Source organism: Rhizobium sp. R711, from assembly GCF_002211365.1.
GTDB lineage: Bacteria > Pseudomonadota > Alphaproteobacteria > Rhizobiales > Rhizobiaceae > Rhizobium.
This window is the reverse complement of the sequence record NZ_LOKZ01000013.1, coordinates 43,247-61,050: the sequence shown is the minus strand read 5'-3', so window position 1 is coordinate 61,050 and position 17,804 is coordinate 43,247. Positions and strand designations below refer to the sequence as shown.

Here is a 17,804-nt window from a genome sequence, read left to right as displayed (position 1 = left end):
TCTTGGCCTCTTGGCCTGCTTATAGCAAAGCAAGGACCGTGCCAGTTTTATTAAGGCGTTGTTTTTAAATGACTAAGCTCAAATCTACCAAACGAGACGAGCATTTGTAGCTCTAACGCATGTGCGGTAATCGCTCTAAAAATTGTGCAATGCGCATAAAATAAGCACGCGCTAGCGGGCCTGGCTGGCGATATAGCTATCAACGTCAGCGGGATCGAACAGACCGCCGTCGAAAAAACCGTCCGGCCCGAGTGTCAGCGCGCCGCTCGAGCCGACCGGCGTCGCGACTCTCAGTGCGCCTTCCACCTTGGAGCTTGCGGCCGGCATGGCGACGTCAAGAGCCTTCAATGCGCTTCGGTAGATGTCGGGTCTGTAGGTGTCGTTGGCGATCTGCTGGTGTTCAGCCGTGTGCCGGATATGTCCCCAGCGAACCATCTGCGTATAGAACCACAGGGCGTGGCTCTTCCAAGGGAACGTCGCCGCCTTGGCGTTGGGGACGAAAAAGTCCTTGATGCTCAGCATTTCTCTCCCGCCGATGCGCAGGAGGCCGGTCAATGCAGGCAGCAGACTTTCTGGGGGCCGATCGACATAGGCGGGCTTCGCCAGCAGGTTCGCAAGCTCTTCGTGATTGCGGTTGTCCGCGCACCACAGGGAGGCCGTGTAGAGTGCCTGCAGGAGGGCTGCCAAAGCCTCTGGGTGACCGTCGGCCCAGCGGCTATTGACGCCAAGCACCTTTTCCGGGCTCGATTTCCAGATGGCCGCCTTCACCGTCGCCAGGTGTGCGTGGTTGTGAAGCACGCCGAGCGTGTTCCACGGCTCGCCGGCGCAGTAACCGTCGATAAGGCCTGCAGTCAGCGCGTCAGCCATATCGGGCGGAGGCAGAATGCCGATCTCCACATCCTCGTCGGGATCTATGCCGCTGGCAGACAGCCAGTAGCGCAGTTCGTAGTTGTGACCAGAATAGGGGTGCACGACGCTGAAGCGCAGACGCTCGCCTTTCCGACGATTAATGATCTGCCGCAAGGCGAGACCGCTCGCGCGGGCATCGAGATCAGGCGAGGCGCCGCATTCGGCCATCTCGCTCCAGAGGTCGGCAGAGACGGTCACGGCATTGCCGCCAAGTCCAAGCGCCATCGGCACGATCATGCGCGGTGCAGGTGCGGTCAGTCCGAGATTGCAGGCGATCGGCATGGGCGCGAGAATATGCGCCACGTCGACATGGCTGACAGCAAGTCGGTCGCGTATTGTTGCCCAGGAGCGTTCGCGCACGAGCGTTAGCTCGATTTCCTGTTCTGCCGCAAAGCCCTTTTCCTTGGCGGCGACCAGAAGTGCGCTGTCGAGAAGCGGCAGGAAGCCGGCGGTGATCTGATGTGTGCTCGTCATGCGTCGGTTCCTGGATCCAGAAGGCTTGCGGCGGTAATCAGGCTTTGGGCGATCTCGACGATCTTCCTGTTCTGGTTCATGGCTGTTCGACGCATGAGCGCATAGGCTTCGTCTTCCGTCAGCCCGCGGGATCGCATCAGCAATCCTTTGGCGCGGTCGATCAGTTTACGGTTTTCCAGTTCGCCGCGCGTCTCTTCCAGTTCGCGGTTCAGGCGCGAGAAGGCATTGAAGCGGCTGATCGCCATCTTGAGGATCGGACGTACACGCTCCTGCTTCAGCCCGTCGACGATATAGGCGGAAACGCCAGCCTCGACTGCGGCCTCGATCGAAGCTTCGTCCGACTTGTCGACAAACATTGCAATCGGGCGTTTCACCGCGCGGGAAATCTGGAAGATGCTTTCCAGCATATCGCGGTTCGGGTTCTCGATGTCGATCACGATGACATCGGGGTTGATCTCCATGATGCGCCTCGCAAGGCCGTTCATGTCGTCGATGATCGTGACGTTGTCGTAGCCCGCCTCACGCAGGCCAACCTCGATGATCGACGCGCGGATGCTGTTCTCGTCTATGACGAGGACATTGAGGTCGCCAGGCTTGGAAGAACGGTTGGCCACGGATCTACCGCCGGTTGGTGATGTCGGGCATGCGCGCAAAATGAGATAGCGTCGGCTTTGGTATCGCGAAAGGTGCCATGCTGTGGTTGTGTTGCTCTATGATCTCTGAGGCCAAGGTCGAAGCCCCTCATGGCGCCATTGAATGCGCGAATGTCGCCTCAAAATCAAGCAGTTTGTATTCATGCTTATTCTGTGGGCATTTGCGAGAGCGGCTGACGAAGCGTCCCCACGCAATTCTGCACCGGGTTGAGTTGTCCTACAGTGCGTTACATTTCACGATGGAGCCCGACATATCAGCGACACGTCGCGCAGACCAGATGCCCACGCCTTTCAACCTCAGCCGCGCCGCTCGATCATTTCGGGCCCGGTATGCCATAAATTAAAAGGAGTGACCGCATGAATCGCCGTATCGTTTCCACCTTCGCACTTGCGCTGGCCACGAGCGTCATCGCCTATGCGGCTCAAGCTGCGGAAATCAAGAACATCGTCATCGTTCACGGCGCCTTCGCCGATGGGTCCGGCTGGCGCAAGGCTACCGAAATCCTGGAGCGGCGCGGCTTTCAGGTTACTGTCGTGCAGGAGCCTCTGACCTCGCTCGCCGACGACATTGCCGCAACGAACCGCGTGCTGGACCTGCAAGATGGGCCGACTTTGCTGGTCGGACATAGCTATGGCGGCATGGTCATTACGGAAGCCGGCCGCAACCCGCACGTCGAGGGACTTGTCTATGTGGCGGCCTTCCAGCCCGACAAGGGCGAAGACGTGGCCACTCTTGCGGGCTCAAAGCCACCGGCTGGAACAGGCATCAAGGAAACCAAGGACGGCAAATATCTCTATCTCGACCCAAGCGTCTTTCATGCCGATTTTGCCGCCGACCTGCCAAAGGCCGAAGCGGCCTTCGTCGCGCAATCACAGGTCTTTGCCGCCAAGGAGGTCTTTGGCACGAAAGTCGGTGATCCCGCATGGCGGACGAAAAAGAGCTGGTCCATCGTGGCGACCGAGGATCGCTCCATCAACCCCGAGCTGGAGCGGACCATGGCAAAGCGCGCCGGAAGCGTGGTCACCGAGATCAAGTCCAGCCACGCCGTCTTCGCCTCGCAGCCGAAAAAGGTTGCCGACGTGATCGAGAAGGCCGCCAAGGAAGCAGGCAGATAAGATCTGCCACGCCCCGCTAGCATACAAAAAAAGCCGCCGAGAGAATGTCGGCGGCTTTGAAGATAAGACGTGAAACGATCAGCCTTCCGGCGGCGCTTCGATCATGCCGAGCGCATGCAGATAGGTGTCGAGGATTGCGTCTTCTTCCATGCGCTCCTGCTCGTCCTTCTTGCGCAGCGCAACGACCTTCTTGAGGATCTTGGTGTCGAAGCCCATGCCCTTGGCTTCGCCGTAGACGTCCTTGATGTCGTCGGCGATGGTCTTCTTTTCTTCTTCCAGGCGTTCAATGCGCTCGACAAAGGCGCGAAGCTGATCGCGGGCGACGCCATGAGCATCAGACATCGTGTTCTCCTGATTAGGGGTGGGAAAATTCGGATGGCGTTGACTGCCGCGAAGCGTGCCCGGGGTCAAGCCGATTCGAGACGCACAGGAATTATTTGTGCGCCTTGTTCAGCTCAAACGCTGCTTTTTGCTCCGCCGAGGCGTCGTTCTGGTGGAGGTTCTTCCAATCGTCATACGGCATGCCGTAGACGATTTCGCGCGATTCGTCCTTCGAGAGCGGAACTCCGTCGGCCTCGGCGGCCTCGCGGTACCAATTCGAAAGGCAGTTGCGGCAGAAGCCCGCCAGGTTCATCAGATCAATGTTCTGGACGTCGCTGCGTTCACGCAGATGCTCCACGAGGCGGCGAAAAGCCGCAGCCTCGAATTCGGTCTGTTGTTGTTTTGTCAGGGCGGCCATCTCGGTCTCCTTTATTCGTACGGACCGGTGCGCGACACATGCACATTATACTCGTGCAGTGCCGGATCGGCATTCATGGTCTCGAAGATCGGCGCGAGACGGTTTGCCCATGCGGCAATACCCGGCTCGTCGCCGATCAGATCCTGGCGCACCTCAAGCAGCGCGTGCGGAATGCCGGTCAGCATGCAATGCCGATACATTGTATCGCCCTTCAGCGCGCCGTCATAAGGCTCGTTGTCACCCACCACGAGATCGGGATCGCTGCGCAGCATATCAAGCAGGGGGGCGACTGCGCGATGGTCGGTATCCCACAGAACGGTGGCGTGCCAAGGGCGACGGAAGTGCTTCCAGATCGGCGTATAGGAATGAAGCGAGAGAACGAGCGGCGCGTTCCCGGTCTTATTCGCTACCTTGTCGATCGTTTCGCTGACGGCCTTGTGATAGGGCCGGTGGAACGTTTCGATCCGGTAATTCCACTCCTCAGCGGTGATCGGATGATTGCCCGGAACGATCGCGCCGTCTGATATCTTCATAATCAGTGTCGGGTCGTCCTCACCACGATTGGGATCAATCAGTAAGCGCGAAAAGCCACCGAGCACTGCCGGCACACCGAGGCTCGCCGACAAGTTCCTCACGAGTCCCTCGATGCCGATGTCATAAGCGATGTGGCGCTCGAATGCACTGTCCGGCAAGCCGAGCCTGCGATAGCGCTCCGGCAGCCGGTTCATCGCGTGATCGCCGAGCAGCACAATGCCTCTGTCATGATTGCCGGCTAGTAGTTCGAATGATTTGAAAGTGCTCATGAGGAAAATGGCCGATCGCAGTTACGGGGCTGCCTCTGATCGCACGGGCCACGGGCGGGTTCAAGCGCGCTTGGCAAGCAATGGCTCCGGTGAGGCCTAACTGCGGTTGGCCATACAGAATATAATCGATTAGCATTGCGTTGACATTCGCGGGGAGGCAGCGCAAGAAAGCACAAACAACGAATAACCGGGAGCCAATTGGAAGTCGTGTTGATCCAGACCGCGCCAAGTTTCCTTACGCGTTCCGGGCCGCTTGCCCGTTTTGCCCTTTTTGTTCTTGCGGCGTTCTCGCCGTTCTTCATTGCCGATGTGGCCCGCGCGGATTTCCGTGTGTGCAACGGAACGCAGAATCTGGTGGGCGTGGCGATCGGATATCGAGCCAAGGATGGCTGGATGACGGAAGGCTGGTGGCAAGTGCCGGCGACGACCTGCGCGACGCTGATCGAAGGGGAGTTGCAGTCCCGATACTACTATCTCTACGCCGAAGACGCTGCCCGGGGAGGCCGATGGACGGGTGACGTGCAGATGTGCGTAGCAGAAAACGAGTTCAAGATCACGGGAGTCAATGATTGCTACGCCCGTGGCTATCAAAAGATGGGGTTCAAGGAATATGACACGGGCCGCCAGGGCAGCTGGATGGTTCAACTTTCCGACACTCCCGGCACCCAAGAAAGCCCGAATTGATGAAGCGCAACCGCAAAGTTAAGATCCTAGCCACCCTCGGACCCGCCTCGTCCGAGGAATCGATGATCGAGAAGCTGCACCAGGCAGGTGCCGATGTCTTCCGCATCAACATGAGCCATGCCAGCCATGACGTGATGCGCACGCTGATCAAGCGTATCCGCGCCGTCGAAGCCCGCTCCGGCCGTCCGATCGGCATCCTCGCCGATTTGCAGGGCCCGAAGCTGCGCGTCGGCAAGTTCGCCGAAGGCAAGGTCGATCTGAAGCCGGGCGACACCTTTACGCTCGACAACAGGGATGTTCCCGGCGACGCCACCCGCGTATTCCTGCCGCATCCGGAAATCCTGGAATCGGTACAGCCCGGCCACCGCCTGCTGATCGATGACGGCAAGCTCGCCCTGCGCGCTGAAAAGTGCGACGGCAAGAGCATCGTCACCACTGTCATTTCGGGCACAAAGATCTCCGACCGCAAGGGTGTCAGCCTTCCCGATACGCTGCTGACCGTCGGCGTTCTGACCGACAAGGACCGCACCGACCTTGCAGCGGTTCTCGAAACCGATGACGTTGACTGGGTTGCGCTGTCCTTCGTGCAGCGCCCGGAAGATCTGGCCGAGGTGCGCAAGATCGCGCGCGGTCGCGTCGGCATCATGTCGAAGATCGAGAAGCCGCAGGCGATCGAGCGCATCGAGGAAATCATCGAGCTGTCCGACGCACTCATGGTTGCCCGTGGTGACCTCGGCGTCGAAATGCCGCTCGAATCCGTGCCGGGCATCCAGAAGCAGCTGATCCGTGCCTGCCGCCGTTCGGGCAAGCCGGTTGTCGTTGCAACGCAGATGCTGGAATCGATGATCACCGCGCCGGTTCCGACGCGCGCCGAAGTCTCCGACGTCGCAACCGCTGTCTTTGAAGGCGCCGACGCCGTCATGCTGTCGGCTGAATCCGCATCCGGCGACTACCCGATTGAAGCCGTCGCGACGATGGCTTCCATCGCCAGCGCCATCGAGCGCGAGCCGCACTATCCTGGCATCATCTACGCGCAGCGCGCGCAGCCGGAAGCAACCGGCGCCGACGCGATCTCGCTTGCTGCTCGCCAGATCGCCGAAACGCTGCGCCTCTCGGCTATCGTCTGTTACACGTCGTCGGGCACGACCGGTCTCCGCGCCTCGCGCGAGCGTCCGCAGGTGCCGATCCTGGCGCTGTCGCCTGTCATCCAGACGGCTCGCCGCCTTGCCATCGTCTGGGGCCTGCACTGCGTTGTCACGCATGATGCGACCGACCTCGACGACATGGTCAACCGTGCTTGCCGCATCGTTGCCGACGAAGGCTTCGGCAAGCCTGGCGACCGCATCATCATCTCGGCCGGTGTGCCGCTCGGCACACCGGGTGCCACCAACATGCTGCGCATCGCCTATATCGGCTCCGACGGCCAGAGCGGCGTCTGAGGCGCACTAGCCACCATTCACAGAGCCCGCTGCCTTAACAGGCTGCGGGCTTTTTGCTGTCGTGAACCATGGGCGTCTTGCGGCTGGCGAGCGCACATGCAAGGGTCGACTTCCATGTTCGGGAGGGCATCATGCACATTGTTACACTTCTCGCATTCGTGGCCGTATCCTTTGTCGCGATTGCGACGCCCGGGCCGACGGTGCTTCTGGCGATGACCAACGGCTCGCGCTACGGCGTTCGCCGGGCGATCCCGGGCATGATCGGCGCGGTGCTGTCCGACTTCGTGCTCCTCGGTGCCGTGGCGATCGGTCTCGGCGCGCTCCTCGCGGCGTCGGAATTCTGGTTCTCGATGCTGAAATATGTGGGCGCTGCCTATCTCGCCTTTCTCGGGATCATGATGCTGCGCACGAAGGGCGGCTTCAATGCGGCGCTGAAACCGGAAAACGAGATGACCGGCGGAACCGCATTTTCGATCGGCCTCAAGAGTTTCATGGTCGCCGTCACCAACCCCAAGGGTTACCTGTTCTTCTCGGCCTTTCTGCCGCAGTTCATCAATCCGGCGCTGCCGCAGGCGACGCAGTATGCGGTGCTGGCGGTGGTCTTTGCGTCGCTCGATTTTCTGATCATGCTCGGCTATGCGGTCTTCGGTTCGCAGGCCGTCCGCCTGCTGAAGGCGGCGGGCGCGGTCTGGCTGGAGCGCGCCTGCGGCGGGGCGATGCTGGCGCTGGCGGGGTCGCTTGCGCTCTACCGACGGGCAACGACCTGACGCTCTAGGGCAGGGATACGTGCCCGACACGATAGATCTGACCGGCTCCCGCGATTAGCGGTGCGGAGCGATGCAGGCTGAAGCGTAGTGCCGTCCAGTTCGTCGGCTCGAAGGCCGAGACCGAGGCGACGACGTCAGCCTGTCGTGCTTCCCGTTGCGCTCGTCTGATTTCCTCGTCTCTGATCTCTGCAAGCGAGGAGTAGGGCTCGATGGTGATTGTCTCCTCCGTGGCGAAGCCCGCTTCTGCTGGCGAAGGCGCGGTTTCCGCGTGCCAGACAATCCAGGTCTTCACTTGCGGCCAGCCGAAGGATTGCGTCAGTCCTTCGAAGCCGGGGCTGGTGAGGAAGTCGCTGGCACGCTCCGGCTGCTGCCAGAAATAGAAGGGCGCATAGAGGTTTTCGCGGGATCCGTACTCACCCTTGCGGGCGCTGAGATAGGCCTTGAAGCCGAGACCGGAAAATCCGTCGAGCATCGGTCCCTTGTCGCGGATCCGCCGGTCGATGATCGACATGTCGTAATCGGCCGGCAGGGTAAAGCTGTACTGCATCGCCATCATGAGAGAATCTCCACCGGCTCCAGCCAGTCGACGATGCGGCCGGTCTCGGTTGCCTGGATACTGATGTAGCTGAAGGGGCTGTCGTCCGTCGCGCCATGCCAGTGTTTTTCGCCGGCGGCGAACCAGACGGCATCTCCGGCGCGCAATTCCTCCACCGCGCCGCCCTCGCGTTGCGCCAGACCCTTGCCCGATAGAACATAGAGCAATTGCCCGAGCGGATGCGTGTGCCAGCGCGTGATCGTACCGGGATCGAGGCTCGCCCGCATCGCGGTGTTCTCGCCATCGGCAGCGCCTTCCAGCAGCATCTCGACCCAGAAGGGCGTAGTGGCAATATCGACGGGCGAGCGGACGGCATTGCCCGGACGCTGGACCGTCATTCGTTCAGGGTTGCCTATCATGCGGCGCTCCCGAAGGCGCGGGCTTCCCAGCCGGGTTCGCTCATCTGCGCCTTTCCATCGCCGAACGACCATTCATCCGGTGACGTGGTGGTGACGACGATCATGATGTCTTCCGGCCGGATGCCCGGCGATAGCAGGAGAAGTTCGGCGGCTCGCTTGAAGAAGGCCTGTCGGGTTTCGGTCGAGCGAGGCTTCCCGGCGGTGATGGCGAAAAGCACGAAGTCGTCGGAACGCGGCCCCGCGAGATAGGTCGGGTCGAAGATCAGTTCGCCCGGTTCATGCTGGTGGATGACCTGGAAACGGTCGGCAGGCGGCACATTGAATGTCTCGACCATGGCACGATGGATGCTGTCCGAAACGGCGCGAAGATACTCCGGCGACTTGCCGCGCAGCAGAGAGATACGAACAAAAGGCATGACGGCCTCCTCTGAGTGAATTCTTGACAGGAGGAGCATCGCACGCCACGATAATGCAGAAAATCAGAATTAAATGAACTAATGATCCGTAAAAGCAGGACAATGGTGATGCGACGGACGATCTTCGATCTCGATGTGCTCAGGACCTTCGCGACCGGAATGGAGCTCGGCAATTTCGCGCGGGCGGCCGACCGGCTCGGCCGTTCGACCTCGGCCGTCAGCGCTCAGTTGAAGAAGCTGGAGGAGCAGGCCGGCACGCTGATCTTCCGCAAGGCGGGACGCGGTCTTGCGCTCACCGATGCCGGCGAGACGATGCTGGCTTACGCGCGCCGGCTGCTCGAGCTCAACGACGAGGCGGCCGCAGCCGTGCAGAGCATCGAGCTCGAGGGTTGGGTCAGGCTCGGATTGCAGGAGGATTTCGGCGAAACCCTGTTGCCCGACGTGCTCGGCCGCTTTGCGCGTGCGCATCCGAAGGTCCGCATCGAGGCGCGGGTGGTGCGCAATGTCGAGCTGATCGAGCGCGTCACCTCAGGCAAGCTTGACCTGGCGCTGGCATGGAGCGATGGCACGCTGACGCCGCATTGCGAGAAGATCGCCGGAGTGCCGATGCGCTGGATCGGGCCGGCGGAAGGGGCGGTCGACTGGCGGCTCGGCAGCGAGCCGGTGCCGCTTGCCTCACTCGAGGCTCCGTGCCTGTTGCGAACGGCGGCGACCCAGGCGCTCGATACCGCAGGCATTCCCTGGCGGCTTGCCTTCGTCAGCCCGAGCCTCGGCGGATTGTGGGCGGCGACGGCTGCCGGCCTCGGTATCAGCATCCGCACACCGATTGGCCTGCCGCGGAAGGTGAAGCCGCTTGTCGCGAACGACGCCGGCCTGCCTGACCTTCCCTCGCTCGGCCTCGTCCTGCATCGCGCCGAAGCAGAGCCCGGACCGGCGACGGCGCTGCTTGCGTCCATCATGCTGCAATCGGTCCGGGAGGCTATCACCGACACCGTACCATCGGCCGTCCAGCCGGTTGCGAAAGCCTATGCCTGATATTCGCGCTGGGCGTTTCGGCGGATCGCCTGCGGCGGCTGGCCGAAGGCACGAAGGAAGGCGCGGCGCATCCTCTCGCGATCGGCGAAGCCTGTTTCGGCGGCAACGACGTCGATCGGATGCCGGCCCTGTTCCATCATCAGGCGAGCCGCCTCGAGGCGCAGATTCTCCACTGCCTTGGCCGGTGATTGCCCAGTCTCGGCGCGAAACGTCCGGCTGAACTGGCGGGGGCTGAGCGCGGCTGCCTCTGCCAGCTCTTCGACGGACAACGTGTTCTTCAGGTTGCCGCGCGCATGCGCCAAAGCCTTCTGAATGCGGTCCGATTTCGGCTCCAGCTCCAGCAGGGCGGAGAACTGCGACTGGCCGCCGGCGCGGCGATGATAGACGACAAGCTTGCGGGCGACGGCGCGGGCGATATCGGCGCCGTGATCCTTCTCGACCATGGCAAGCGCCAGATCGACCCCGGCCGTCATCCCCGCCGAGCTCCAGACGGATCCGTCTATGATGAAGATGCGATCCTCCTCGATCCTGACCCTGGGATAGCGCGATTGCAGCTCGCGGGCGAGGAGCCAATGTGTCGTGGCGCGACGGCCGTCGAGGACACCCGCGTCGGCAAGCAGAAAGGCGCCGGTGCAGATGGATGCGACGCGGCGGGAGGCGGCAAGCGCGTTGCGGATGAATTCGCCTTCTCCTGGGGTCGGCAGCTTGATGCCGACGGCGCCCGACACCAGCAGCGTATCGAAAGCGGGCTCGTCGAACCGCGTCGTCTCCATCGTGACGCCGAAGGAACCTCGCACTGGTCCGCCGGTCTCGGAGAGATAGGCGATGTCGTAGACCTGCTCGCCGAGTTCGAGATTGGTGAACTCGAAGGCGGAGATGGCGGCGAGGCTCATCATCTGAAAGCCGGGAAAGAGCAGGACGGCTATGCGCTGCATGGCACAGAACTCCGTTTGTCCTAAAAGGTGGTTTATATGACATTCAAGACATTTGCAATCGGGCGTAAGACTCTCAGCAAGCCGACAGCAGGCGCTGTTGCCCAACACGGAGAACGACAATGACCGAACAGCACAAAGGAACCGCACTCGTTACCGGCGCGTCGTCGGGGATCGGTGCCATCTATGCTCACCGGCTCGCAAAGCGCGGCTATGATCTCATTCTGGTCGCCCGCAATGCAAAGCGGCTTTCGGAGCTTGCGTCCAAGCTGACCCGGGAAACGGGCAGGACGATTGAAACCATTCCGGCCGATCTCGGCAAGAGGGCCGATCTGGCGCGCGTCGAGACGGCGCTGAAGAGCGATCGCAGCATCACGCTTCTGGTCAACAATGCGGGCGTCGGCGGCACCGCGCCGCTGCTTGCCTCCGATGTCGACAAGATGCAGGCGATAGTCGATCTCAACGTGACGGCGTTAATGCGGCTGACCTATGCCGCCGTGCCCGGCTTTGTTGCCCGTGGTGGCGGCGCGATCATCAACATCGCGTCGATCGTGGCGATCGCGCCCGAGGTGCTGAACGGCGTCTATGGGGCGAGCAAGGCTTTCGTTCTTGCGTTCAGCCAATCGCTGAAGCACGAACTGGCGGACAAGAACATCCGCATCCAGGCGGTGCTGCCGGGAGCGACCGCGACCGAATTCTGGAGCATAGCCGGCACGCCGGTCGAGCATCTGCCGACCGAAATCGTCATGCAGGCGGAAGACATGGTGGACGCCGCCCTTGCCGGCTTTGACCAGGGCGAATTCGCAACGATCCCGGCTCTCGAGGATGCCGGATTGCTCAAGGCCTACGAGGATGCTCGCCAGGCGCTGACGCCGAACCTGTCGCGCTCGGCATCAGCGGCGCGCTACAAAGCCGCCTAAGTGAGGGTGAGGCAGCCCTGGCCTGCCTCTATCCGTGCCGGGCCAGTGCCTCGGCGAAAATATCGGCGTCGACGTTGCCTCCCGAGGTAACGACGACGACGTTGTCGTCTTCCAGCTCATCGCCATGGAAGAGCGCTGCGGCCAGTGCCACCGCGCCGCCGGGTTCGACGACAATCTTCAGCCGGACAAAGGCGAGCGCCATCGCGCGAAGCGCCTCTTCGTCCGTCACGACAATGCCGGCGCCCGAGAGACGCTGCAGGATCGGGAAGGTGATGTTGCCGGGCTGCGGCGTGATGATGGCATCGCAGATGGAGCCGGTCATCGTCGCGTTGCGCTCGATCTTGCCGGATGCCAGCGACCGCGTGAAATCGTCGAATCCATCCGGCTCGCAGGGGCGCACGCGGAATGCCGGCGCGCTGGCTTCGAGGGCAAGCGCAATCCCCGATGACAGGCCGCCGCCGCCGCAGGGCACCAGCACCTCTGCTGACTTGACGCCTTCCTCTTCTGCCTGCTCAGCAATCTCGAGACCCGTCGTGCCCTGGCCGGCGATCACCTGCGGCTCGTCGAAAGGCTTGATCAGGGTCAGCCCACGGGCCGACGAAAGCTCGGCGCCGATGGCATCGCGGTCCTGCGTGGCACGGTCGTAGAGCACGACTTCCGCGCCGAGCGCCCGCGTATTGGCGATCTTCAGCTTCGGCGCGTCCGACGGCATGATGATGACGGAAGGTACGCCATGCAGCTTTGCGGCAAGCGCCACGCCTTGAGCGTGATTGCCTGACGAGAAAGCAATGACGCCGCGGCTGCGAACAGTGGGATCAAGCGCGGAAACGGCAGACCAGCCGCCACGGAATTTGAAGGAGCCGGTGTGCTGCAGGCACTCGGCCTTCACGAATACCCGTCGGCCGGCAATTTCGTCGATGAACGGAGAGGAAAGAAGCGGCGTGCGGCGCGCATGTCCGCGCAGGCGGGCGCGGGCGGCAACGATCATTTCAATGCTGGCCATGGAGACTCTTTCGAATGATGGTACACCCCCTGCATAGGGCCACACGTGATGCTTGTGAACGACGACTTTGTCACCGTGACACGAAAAGCGTTGGCCGCATATCACCGGCCTCGGGTTTGTGACGACTGCGCCGCCGAAACTCAGTCGGGTTGGTGCCTGCAACGCGCAGGAACTCGCGATTGAAGTTCGATTTGCTGATGAAGCCGCAATCGAACATCAGCCGTGTGATGGGCTCTTCCGTTGTCACCAGCGCCTCGCAGGCGGCTCGGATACGAAAGTCGTTCACATATTGCGAGACGCTGACGCCGTGGACACGGTTGACCGCCATCGAGACGCGCCGGGCCGGCAGGTTCATCTTGCGGGCAATTCGGCCGAGATTGAGGTCCGGATCACGGTAGAGTTGTCGTGACTGCATTAGGCTTTCCAACGCACGAGCGATGGCATCGTCTTCGTGGCTCGGAGGGGGTGGCGTGGTGACTTCCGATGGCTGTGCTGCGAGCGACTGGCTGCCGCTCGCAATCGACGCTGCCGTGCCGAGGATCAGAAGCGTAATGACATTGCCGACGGCGACGATTGCCCCGGCATGGATGCCACCGCTCTGTTCGAGGTCGAGGCTGATCGCGATATCGGCCGCCGACGAGGCGATCAGCGCCAGTCCGGTGATAACGAGGGAGCGACAGGACAGAAGCGCGCCATCGAGACGCGAGGAGACGAGTGCATCCGGCCCGTTGCGAGCGAGCCAGAGCAGAGCCGCGCCATAGGCGAGGAAGGTCGCGGTCACGAACGGACCAACCGGGTCGCGCCAGAAGACCAGAAGCGCGACGATCACGACGCTTGGCAGGATATGCGGCCAGAAGTGCAGGAGCGATGTCTGGCGTTCCGCGGCGAGGTTGCGAAAGCTGATCCAGGCGAGCGCCGCGATCATGCAGGCGACGACGGGCTGGACCGGCAGGATGTCGATCACGTCATAGCCCCAGCGGATCCCGATGATGATCGACTGCAATGTGTAGGCGCCGATCAGGAGGAGGAATGGACGCTTTTCCTGTTCTGCCCAATCGTTCTGCCTGACCATCCGCACGAGCAGGATGACGAGAAGGAGAGCAACGACGAAAGGAAGCGGAACGAAGATCATGATGGTTGGGCTCGGTGAGACGCGTTCAATAACTGCATGACTATGGCCTTGATCGCAATCGCGGGCGACCCGGATCACGATCGAGGTCTCAAGATCGGTTCCCGGTCTTCACCTTGCACGCAATCGCCAGCTGCCGGCAGGCGCGTCCAAGGAGAAACCGATGACATTGATCCTCTTCATCCCCGCATTCATTCTGGCGCTCGCCTCCGCGTTCGCCGAACCGCGCATGGTGGGAGAGACACTCGATATTTCAGCGGTCCGATCCGTTGTCATCAGCGGCGAGGCAAGTGAGGTCAGGCTAACCGCTGATGACGCAGGACCCTACAGAGCGAATACCAGCGCGCGGCGCCACGGCTGGTTCTCAAGCTTCTATTCGAGTTGGTTCTTCAATGGCTGCCGCGATCGAAGCGCGATGCGCATCGAGGGAACGGTCCTGAAGATCGAGGTGATGCAGACGGCGTGGTCGGATCTTTCCGATTGTACGGCGGAGATTTCGGCGAACGTCGCGCCTGATACCACCGTGCGCATCGACCAGCAGGCGCTGAAGGCGGAACTGGATGGAGACTTCGCCAATGTTGCGATCGCCAGCAAGGCGGCCGATATCACCTTTGACGGCCACGCCGCCGGGGTCGATATCCTTGGCACGGCGGTGCGCGCGCATCTGCGCTACGACACCATCCGGCAGGATGAGACACTCAGCATCACCGCGCAGTCGCTGCAGGCGGATCTCACCTTCGGAAGCGGTGTGCCGCTGGACTATTCGGTGATCGCCAAGGCATCCTATGTCGACAGCCTGGAACCGAGCGTACCCGGCGCCCGGCCGCGCGTGAGCATCAAGGGCGATTATGTCCACGCCCGTATTCGCTGATCAGTAGCCGCCGGCGGATCCCTCGGTGGAGCGGCTGTCCATCGCGCCGTAGTAGCGCGCGCCGCCGCCCTTCTGGATATCGGCGAGGCTCTTCCCGCCAACAAGAATACCAGCGGCCTGTCCCCATTGCGGCGGGCCGCTGCTGCCATCGTCGAGCGCATGGCCCATGCCGATCAATGCTCGGATGGTATCGGGCGACAACGTATAGGGTTCGAAATAGATCTTGTCCGGCTGCCATTGGTGGTGAATGCGCGGCGCATTGACCGCTTGGCTAATGTCCATGCCGAAATCGATGACGTTGAGGATCGCCTCAAGGGTGATGGTGATGATGCGTGAGCCGCCGGGACTGCCAATGACCATGAACGGCTTGCCGTCCTTGGTGACGATCGTCGGGCTCATCGAGGAGAGCGGCGTCTTCTTCGGCGCGATCGCATTGGCCTCGCCCTGCACGAGGCCATAAAGGTTCGGAACGCCGGGCTTCGAGGTGAAGTCGTCCATCTCGTTGTTGAGCAGGATCCCCGTGCCGGGGGCGACGACGCCGGCGCCGAAGCTGCCGTTCAGCGTGTAGGTGACGGCGACGGCATTTCCGTCGTCGTCGATGATCGAGTAATGCGTGGTTTCGACACTTTCCTTGGCGCCGAGGGGCTTCAGATTGGCTGAGGTGCCTGATTTGTAGGGATCGATCTTGGCGCGGATTCCCTTGGCGTAGCCCTTGTCGAGCAAAGTCGAAACGGGATTGTCGACGAAGTCAGGGTCGCCGAGGGCGGCGTTGCGGTCGACGTAGGCGTAACGCATCGCCTCGACCATCAGGTGCACGGTCTCTGCTGAGCCGTAACCGAGGAAGGACAGCGGATAGTCTTCCAGCACGTTGAGGATTTCGCAGATGATGACGCCGCCCGAGGAGGGGGGAGGCGAGGAGATGATGTCGTAGCCGCGGTAGCTGCATTCGATCGGCTTCAGTTCACGTACCGCGTATTGTTCGAAATCTTCCTTGGCGAGGATGCCGCCCTTTGCCTGACTTGCCTTGACGATCGCGTCGGCCGGTATGCCCTTGTAGAATGCGTCGGGTCCCTTGTCGGCGATACTGGAAAGAACGCCAGCAAGGTCGGGTTGTGCGAGCTTCTCGCCCACTGCGAAAGGCTTGCCCTCCGCCTTTAGAAAGATCTTTGCCGCCGCCTCGTCCTTGGCGAGTCGCTTGGCGCTGCCGCCGATGCTGGCGACATCGCCCTGTTCCAGCGTGAAGCCTTCCGTGGCATAGCGGATGGCCGGAGCCAGCAGGTCCTGCCGCGACTTCGTGCCGTATTTCTCGCGCGCCATCTCGAAGCCCATCACGGATCCGGGCACACCGACGGCGAGATAGCCGTCGAGGCTGGCGCGAGGGACGATGTCGCCCTTGGCGTCGAGATACATGGTTTTCGTGGCAGCGAGCGGCGCACGCTCGCGGAAATCGAGAAATGTCGTCCTGCCGTCCTTCAAGCGGATGGTCATGAAGCCGCCACCACCGATGTTACCGGCCGTCGGATAGACGACGGCGAGCGCGTAGCCAACCGCGACCGCTGCATCGACGGCATTGCCGCCTTTCTTCAGTACCTCGACGCCGACATCGGTCGCCAGATGCTGGGCTGTCACGACCATGCCGTGCTCGGCTTCAACCGGCGTGGGCGAGGCGGCGAACGCATGCGGCGCAAGCGAGAGCGACAGCGCTGCGGCAACCGCAAATATTCTGATGTGGGGGTGATCCATGACTTCCCTCAAAGCATGACGGTCCGATGGATATGGGACGCAGTGAGCTCCAGACAATGCACGGTCGTCCGCTACAGCCCGTTTGGTCGCTGAAAGGTTAGTTTCCCGTTACAATCGGAGGCGCCAGGTCTCCGAAGGACGCTGCAATGTCTATCGGTTGAGTGGGTTGTTCGTGCATCAGGCGGCGTTCGGCCTGGTGCCTGGCGGCCTGAAGATCGCGGGCAGCGCCACCGACCTTCTCCATGGCGGCAATGGCGACATCGGTGGCCACATAGTCCGGCTTGTGGCCCAGGCCGCGGATTTTCACCAGTTCGGAACCGACGATATCGCGGGCCAATCCCTGTGAATGGATGTGTTCCCAAACGATGCTGTCGCTGTCACCGGTAATGATGATGGTCGGTGCTGTAATCCTGGAATATTGCGGAGAATGGGCCTTGAGGTAGGCCAGTAGGCGCGTGCAATCGACGGCGTTGTTGTAGAAGGCACGCGGGCGCAGCACCAGGGTGGGGCCCGTCTTCGCGATGTAATCATCCGGGCGCGGATTCGGCCGGAAAACATTCAATGTCGCCTGCTCCAAGCGTCGCAGGCCGAGTGGCACGACGACCGCGTGATTGAACAGCCAGCCAAGGACTGGCATCGCAGCGAGGTGATAATACCAGTCAATGCCGCCTGGCCAGGGGTGCGTCGCGGGAGCGAGAAAGAGCAGGCCTTCAGTCTTATCAGGGTGGCGCACGCCGAAGGCGGCTGCGATCGCGCCGCCGAAGGAATGTCCGACGATAATGGCTCGTTTGATGCCACGCTTTTCCATCAGTTTTGCGATCGCATCCGCCTGTCCCGAAGGCAGGGCATTCTCCGGACCGCCACGCTCCGAATAGCCGTGGCCAGGGCGGTCGACGAAGAGCATCTCGGCACGGCCTTGCAGCGGCTGCAGGAAGGCGCCGACCTGATCAAGCAGGTTGCCGCTTGCACCATGGATGAAGACCAGAGGCGGCAGATCGGCGGTCTCTGGACACGCGATGTGAAGGGCGTTCAGCCGATAGCCGCCGATATCCGTCAACTCACCGATGTTCGGGCATGTCGCCTCGAATCGACGTCCCTTGTAGGAGGAGTAGCCGATCGCGGCGGCGATGGGGGCAAGGAGAGCGGAGGCTACGGCAAGCATGGCTATATCTGTTGACTCACGTGACCAACACGTAAGATTGGGTCTCGCGGTTCAC

20 protein-coding genes are annotated in these 17,804 nt (G+C 61.8%); 7 read left to right on the top strand and 13 right to left on the bottom strand.

What is annotated here, in order from left to right:
* Window positions 1-171: 171 nt before the first annotated feature.
* Together ATY80_RS15680 and ATY80_RS15675 are read right to left on the bottom strand one after the other, a co-directional pair.
* On the bottom strand, window positions 172-1,383 hold the full coding sequence (locus ATY80_RS15680; RefSeq protein ID WP_088693300.1) for a CmpA/NrtA family ABC transporter substrate-binding protein: 1,212 nt from the start codon (window positions 1,381-1,383) through the stop codon (window positions 172-174).
* The gene (locus tag ATY80_RS15675; protein WP_088693299.1) at window positions 1,380-1,997 is read right to left on the bottom strand and encodes an ANTAR domain-containing response regulator; all 618 of its coding nucleotides are present in this window, start codon (window positions 1,995-1,997) and stop codon (window positions 1,380-1,382) included. The genes ATY80_RS15680 and ATY80_RS15675 overlap by 4 nt, the downstream gene beginning before the upstream one ends.
* 396 nt (window positions 1,998-2,393) lie before the next feature.
* Between ATY80_RS15675 and ATY80_RS15670 the strand changes: the two genes are divergently transcribed.
* Window positions 2,394-3,152, top strand: a complete 759-nt coding sequence (locus ATY80_RS15670) for an alpha/beta hydrolase (protein WP_088693298.1) — start codon at window positions 2,394-2,396, stop codon at window positions 3,150-3,152.
* A 78-nt stretch (window positions 3,153-3,230) separates the two neighbouring features.
* Here the strand turns inward: ATY80_RS15670 and ATY80_RS15665 are convergent, their stop codons facing one another.
* The 3 genes from ATY80_RS15665 to ATY80_RS15655 form a co-directional block, all read right to left on the bottom strand.
* Window positions 3,231-3,494, bottom strand: a complete 264-nt coding sequence (locus ATY80_RS15665) for a DUF2312 domain-containing protein (protein WP_007527482.1) — start codon at window positions 3,492-3,494, stop codon at window positions 3,231-3,233.
* A 91-nt stretch (window positions 3,495-3,585) separates the two neighbouring features.
* The gene (locus ATY80_RS15660; RefSeq protein WP_088693297.1) at window positions 3,586-3,891 is read right to left on the bottom strand and encodes a DUF1244 domain-containing protein; all 306 of its coding nucleotides are present in this window, start codon (window positions 3,889-3,891) and stop codon (window positions 3,586-3,588) included.
* Between the two features lie 11 nt (window positions 3,892-3,902).
* Window positions 3,903-4,694, bottom strand: coding sequence for an N-formylglutamate amidohydrolase (locus ATY80_RS15655; protein ID WP_088693296.1), 792 nt, complete (start codon window positions 4,692-4,694; stop codon window positions 3,903-3,905).
* A gap of 198 nt (window positions 4,695-4,892) precedes the next feature.
* On the opposite strand from ATY80_RS15655, the gene ATY80_RS15650 reads away from it, so the two are divergent.
* The 3 genes from ATY80_RS15650 (at window position 4,893) to ATY80_RS15640 (ending at window position 7,584) form a co-directional block, all read left to right on the top strand.
* A complete protein-coding gene (locus tag ATY80_RS15650; protein WP_007802470.1) occupies window positions 4,893-5,378 on the top strand; it encodes a DUF1036 domain-containing protein in 486 nt (161 codons plus the stop codon).
* Entirely contained in the window at window positions 5,378-6,817 is a 1,440-nt protein-coding gene (gene pyk / locus ATY80_RS15645) for a pyruvate kinase (RefSeq protein ID WP_088693295.1), read from the top strand. The genes ATY80_RS15650 and pyk overlap by 1 nt, the downstream gene beginning before the upstream one ends.
* 131 nt (window positions 6,818-6,948) lie before the next feature.
* The gene (locus ATY80_RS15640) at window positions 6,949-7,584 is read left to right on the top strand and encodes a LysE family translocator (RefSeq protein ID WP_088693329.1); all 636 of its coding nucleotides are present in this window, start codon (window positions 6,949-6,951) and stop codon (window positions 7,582-7,584) included.
* A gap of 4 nt (window positions 7,585-7,588) precedes the next feature.
* On the opposite strand, the gene ATY80_RS15635 is transcribed toward ATY80_RS15640, so the two are convergent.
* The 3 genes from ATY80_RS15635 to ATY80_RS15625 are packed head-to-tail and all read right to left on the bottom strand — an operon-like array spanning window position 7,589 to window position 8,954.
* Window positions 7,589-8,140, bottom strand: a complete 552-nt coding sequence (locus tag ATY80_RS15635) for a DUF4865 family protein (RefSeq protein WP_088693294.1) — start codon at window positions 8,138-8,140, stop codon at window positions 7,589-7,591.
* Complete coding sequence (locus tag ATY80_RS15630) at window positions 8,137-8,538, bottom strand: cupin domain-containing protein (RefSeq protein WP_088693293.1); 402 nt, start codon at window positions 8,536-8,538, stop codon at window positions 8,137-8,139. Before ATY80_RS15630 ends, ATY80_RS15635 begins: the two co-directional genes overlap by 4 nt.
* Window positions 8,535-8,954, bottom strand: coding sequence for a tautomerase family protein (locus ATY80_RS15625; protein WP_088693292.1), 420 nt, complete (start codon window positions 8,952-8,954; stop codon window positions 8,535-8,537). The genes ATY80_RS15630 and ATY80_RS15625 overlap by 4 nt, the downstream gene beginning before the upstream one ends.
* A 108-nt stretch (window positions 8,955-9,062) precedes the next feature.
* On the opposite strand from ATY80_RS15625, the gene ATY80_RS15620 reads away from it, so the two are divergent.
* Window positions 9,063-9,989 (top strand): LysR substrate-binding domain-containing protein, encoded by a 927-nt coding sequence (locus ATY80_RS15620; protein ID WP_088693328.1) that lies wholly within the window; start codon window positions 9,063-9,065, stop codon window positions 9,987-9,989.
* On the opposite strand, the gene ATY80_RS15615 is transcribed toward ATY80_RS15620, so the two are convergent.
* Window positions 9,980-10,924, bottom strand: a complete 945-nt coding sequence (locus ATY80_RS15615; protein WP_088693291.1) for a GlxA family transcriptional regulator — start codon at window positions 10,922-10,924, stop codon at window positions 9,980-9,982. The genes ATY80_RS15620 and ATY80_RS15615 overlap by 10 nt on opposite strands.
* A gap of 119 nt (window positions 10,925-11,043) precedes the next feature.
* Here ATY80_RS15615 and ATY80_RS15610 point away from each other — a divergent pair, with 119 nt between their 5' ends.
* Window positions 11,044-11,841, top strand: a complete 798-nt coding sequence (locus ATY80_RS15610) for an SDR family oxidoreductase (RefSeq protein ID WP_088693290.1) — start codon at window positions 11,044-11,046, stop codon at window positions 11,839-11,841.
* A 28-nt stretch (window positions 11,842-11,869) separates the two neighbouring features.
* Here ATY80_RS15610 and ATY80_RS15605 read toward each other — a convergent pair whose 3' ends face one another.
* Window positions 11,870-12,844, bottom strand: a complete 975-nt coding sequence (locus ATY80_RS15605; RefSeq protein WP_088693289.1) for a threonine/serine dehydratase — start codon at window positions 12,842-12,844, stop codon at window positions 11,870-11,872.
* A 70-nt stretch (window positions 12,845-12,914) separates the two neighbouring features.
* Window positions 12,915-13,976 (bottom strand): AraC family transcriptional regulator, encoded by a 1,062-nt coding sequence (locus tag ATY80_RS15600; RefSeq protein ID WP_088693288.1) that lies wholly within the window; start codon window positions 13,974-13,976, stop codon window positions 12,915-12,917.
* A gap of 160 nt (window positions 13,977-14,136) precedes the next feature.
* Between ATY80_RS15600 and ATY80_RS15595 the strand changes: the two genes are divergently transcribed.
* Entirely contained in the window at window positions 14,137-14,844 is a 708-nt protein-coding gene (locus ATY80_RS15595; RefSeq protein WP_088693287.1) for a hypothetical protein, read from the top strand.
* Here the strand turns inward: ATY80_RS15595 and ggt are convergent, their stop codons facing one another.
* Together ggt and ATY80_RS15585 are read right to left on the bottom strand one after the other, a co-directional pair.
* Window positions 14,845-16,587, bottom strand: a complete 1,743-nt coding sequence (ggt, locus tag ATY80_RS15590; protein WP_088693286.1) for a gamma-glutamyltransferase — start codon at window positions 16,585-16,587, stop codon at window positions 14,845-14,847.
* Window positions 16,588-16,684: 97 nt separating this feature from the next.
* Entirely contained in the window at window positions 16,685-17,749 is a 1,065-nt protein-coding gene (locus tag ATY80_RS15585) for an alpha/beta hydrolase (protein ID WP_088693285.1), read from the bottom strand.
* Between the last annotated feature and the right edge of the window lie 55 nt (window positions 17,750-17,804).

Excerpts from the sequence above, each read along its gene's own strand:
- ATY80_RS15680 (WP_088693300.1), bottom strand. The coding sequence starts at position 1,383 with ATGACGAGCACACATCAGATCACCGCCGGCTTCCTGCCGCTTCTCGAC.
- ATY80_RS15670 (WP_088693298.1), top strand. The coding sequence starts at position 2,394 with ATGAATCGCCGTATCGTTTCCACCTTCGCACTTGCGCTGGCCACGAGC.
- ATY80_RS15665 (WP_007527482.1), bottom strand. The coding sequence starts at position 3,494 with ATGTCTGATGCTCATGGCGTCGCCCGCGATCAGCTTCGCGCCTTTGTC.
- ATY80_RS15660 (WP_088693297.1), bottom strand. The coding sequence starts at position 3,891 with ATGGCCGCCCTGACAAAACAACAACAGACCGAATTCGAGGCTGCGGCT.
- ATY80_RS15655 (WP_088693296.1), bottom strand. The coding sequence starts at position 4,694 with ATGAGCACTTTCAAATCATTCGAACTACTAGCCGGCAATCATGACAGA.
- pyk (WP_088693295.1), top strand. The coding sequence starts at position 5,378 with ATGAAGCGCAACCGCAAAGTTAAGATCCTAGCCACCCTCGGACCCGCC.
- ATY80_RS15640 (WP_088693329.1), top strand. The coding sequence starts at position 6,949 with ATGCACATTGTTACACTTCTCGCATTCGTGGCCGTATCCTTTGTCGCG.
- ATY80_RS15635 (WP_088693294.1), bottom strand. The coding sequence starts at position 8,140 with ATGATGGCGATGCAGTACAGCTTTACCCTGCCGGCCGATTACGACATG.
- ATY80_RS15630 (WP_088693293.1), bottom strand. The coding sequence starts at position 8,538 with ATGATAGGCAACCCTGAACGAATGACGGTCCAGCGTCCGGGCAATGCC.
- ATY80_RS15625 (WP_088693292.1), bottom strand. The coding sequence starts at position 8,954 with ATGCCTTTTGTTCGTATCTCTCTGCTGCGCGGCAAGTCGCCGGAGTAT.
- ATY80_RS15620 (WP_088693328.1), top strand. The coding sequence starts at position 9,063 with ATGCGACGGACGATCTTCGATCTCGATGTGCTCAGGACCTTCGCGACC.
- ATY80_RS15615 (WP_088693291.1), bottom strand. The coding sequence starts at position 10,924 with ATGCAGCGCATAGCCGTCCTGCTCTTTCCCGGCTTTCAGATGATGAGC.
- ATY80_RS15610 (WP_088693290.1), top strand. The coding sequence starts at position 11,044 with ATGACCGAACAGCACAAAGGAACCGCACTCGTTACCGGCGCGTCGTCG.
- ATY80_RS15605 (WP_088693289.1), bottom strand. The coding sequence starts at position 12,844 with ATGGCCAGCATTGAAATGATCGTTGCCGCCCGCGCCCGCCTGCGCGGA.
- ATY80_RS15600 (WP_088693288.1), bottom strand. The coding sequence starts at position 13,976 with ATGATCTTCGTTCCGCTTCCTTTCGTCGTTGCTCTCCTTCTCGTCATC.
- ATY80_RS15595 (WP_088693287.1), top strand. The coding sequence starts at position 14,137 with ATGACATTGATCCTCTTCATCCCCGCATTCATTCTGGCGCTCGCCTCC.
- ggt (WP_088693286.1), bottom strand. The coding sequence starts at position 16,587 with ATGGATCACCCCCACATCAGAATATTTGCGGTTGCCGCAGCGCTGTCG.
- ATY80_RS15585 (WP_088693285.1), bottom strand. The coding sequence starts at position 17,749 with ATGCTTGCCGTAGCCTCCGCTCTCCTTGCCCCCATCGCCGCCGCGATC.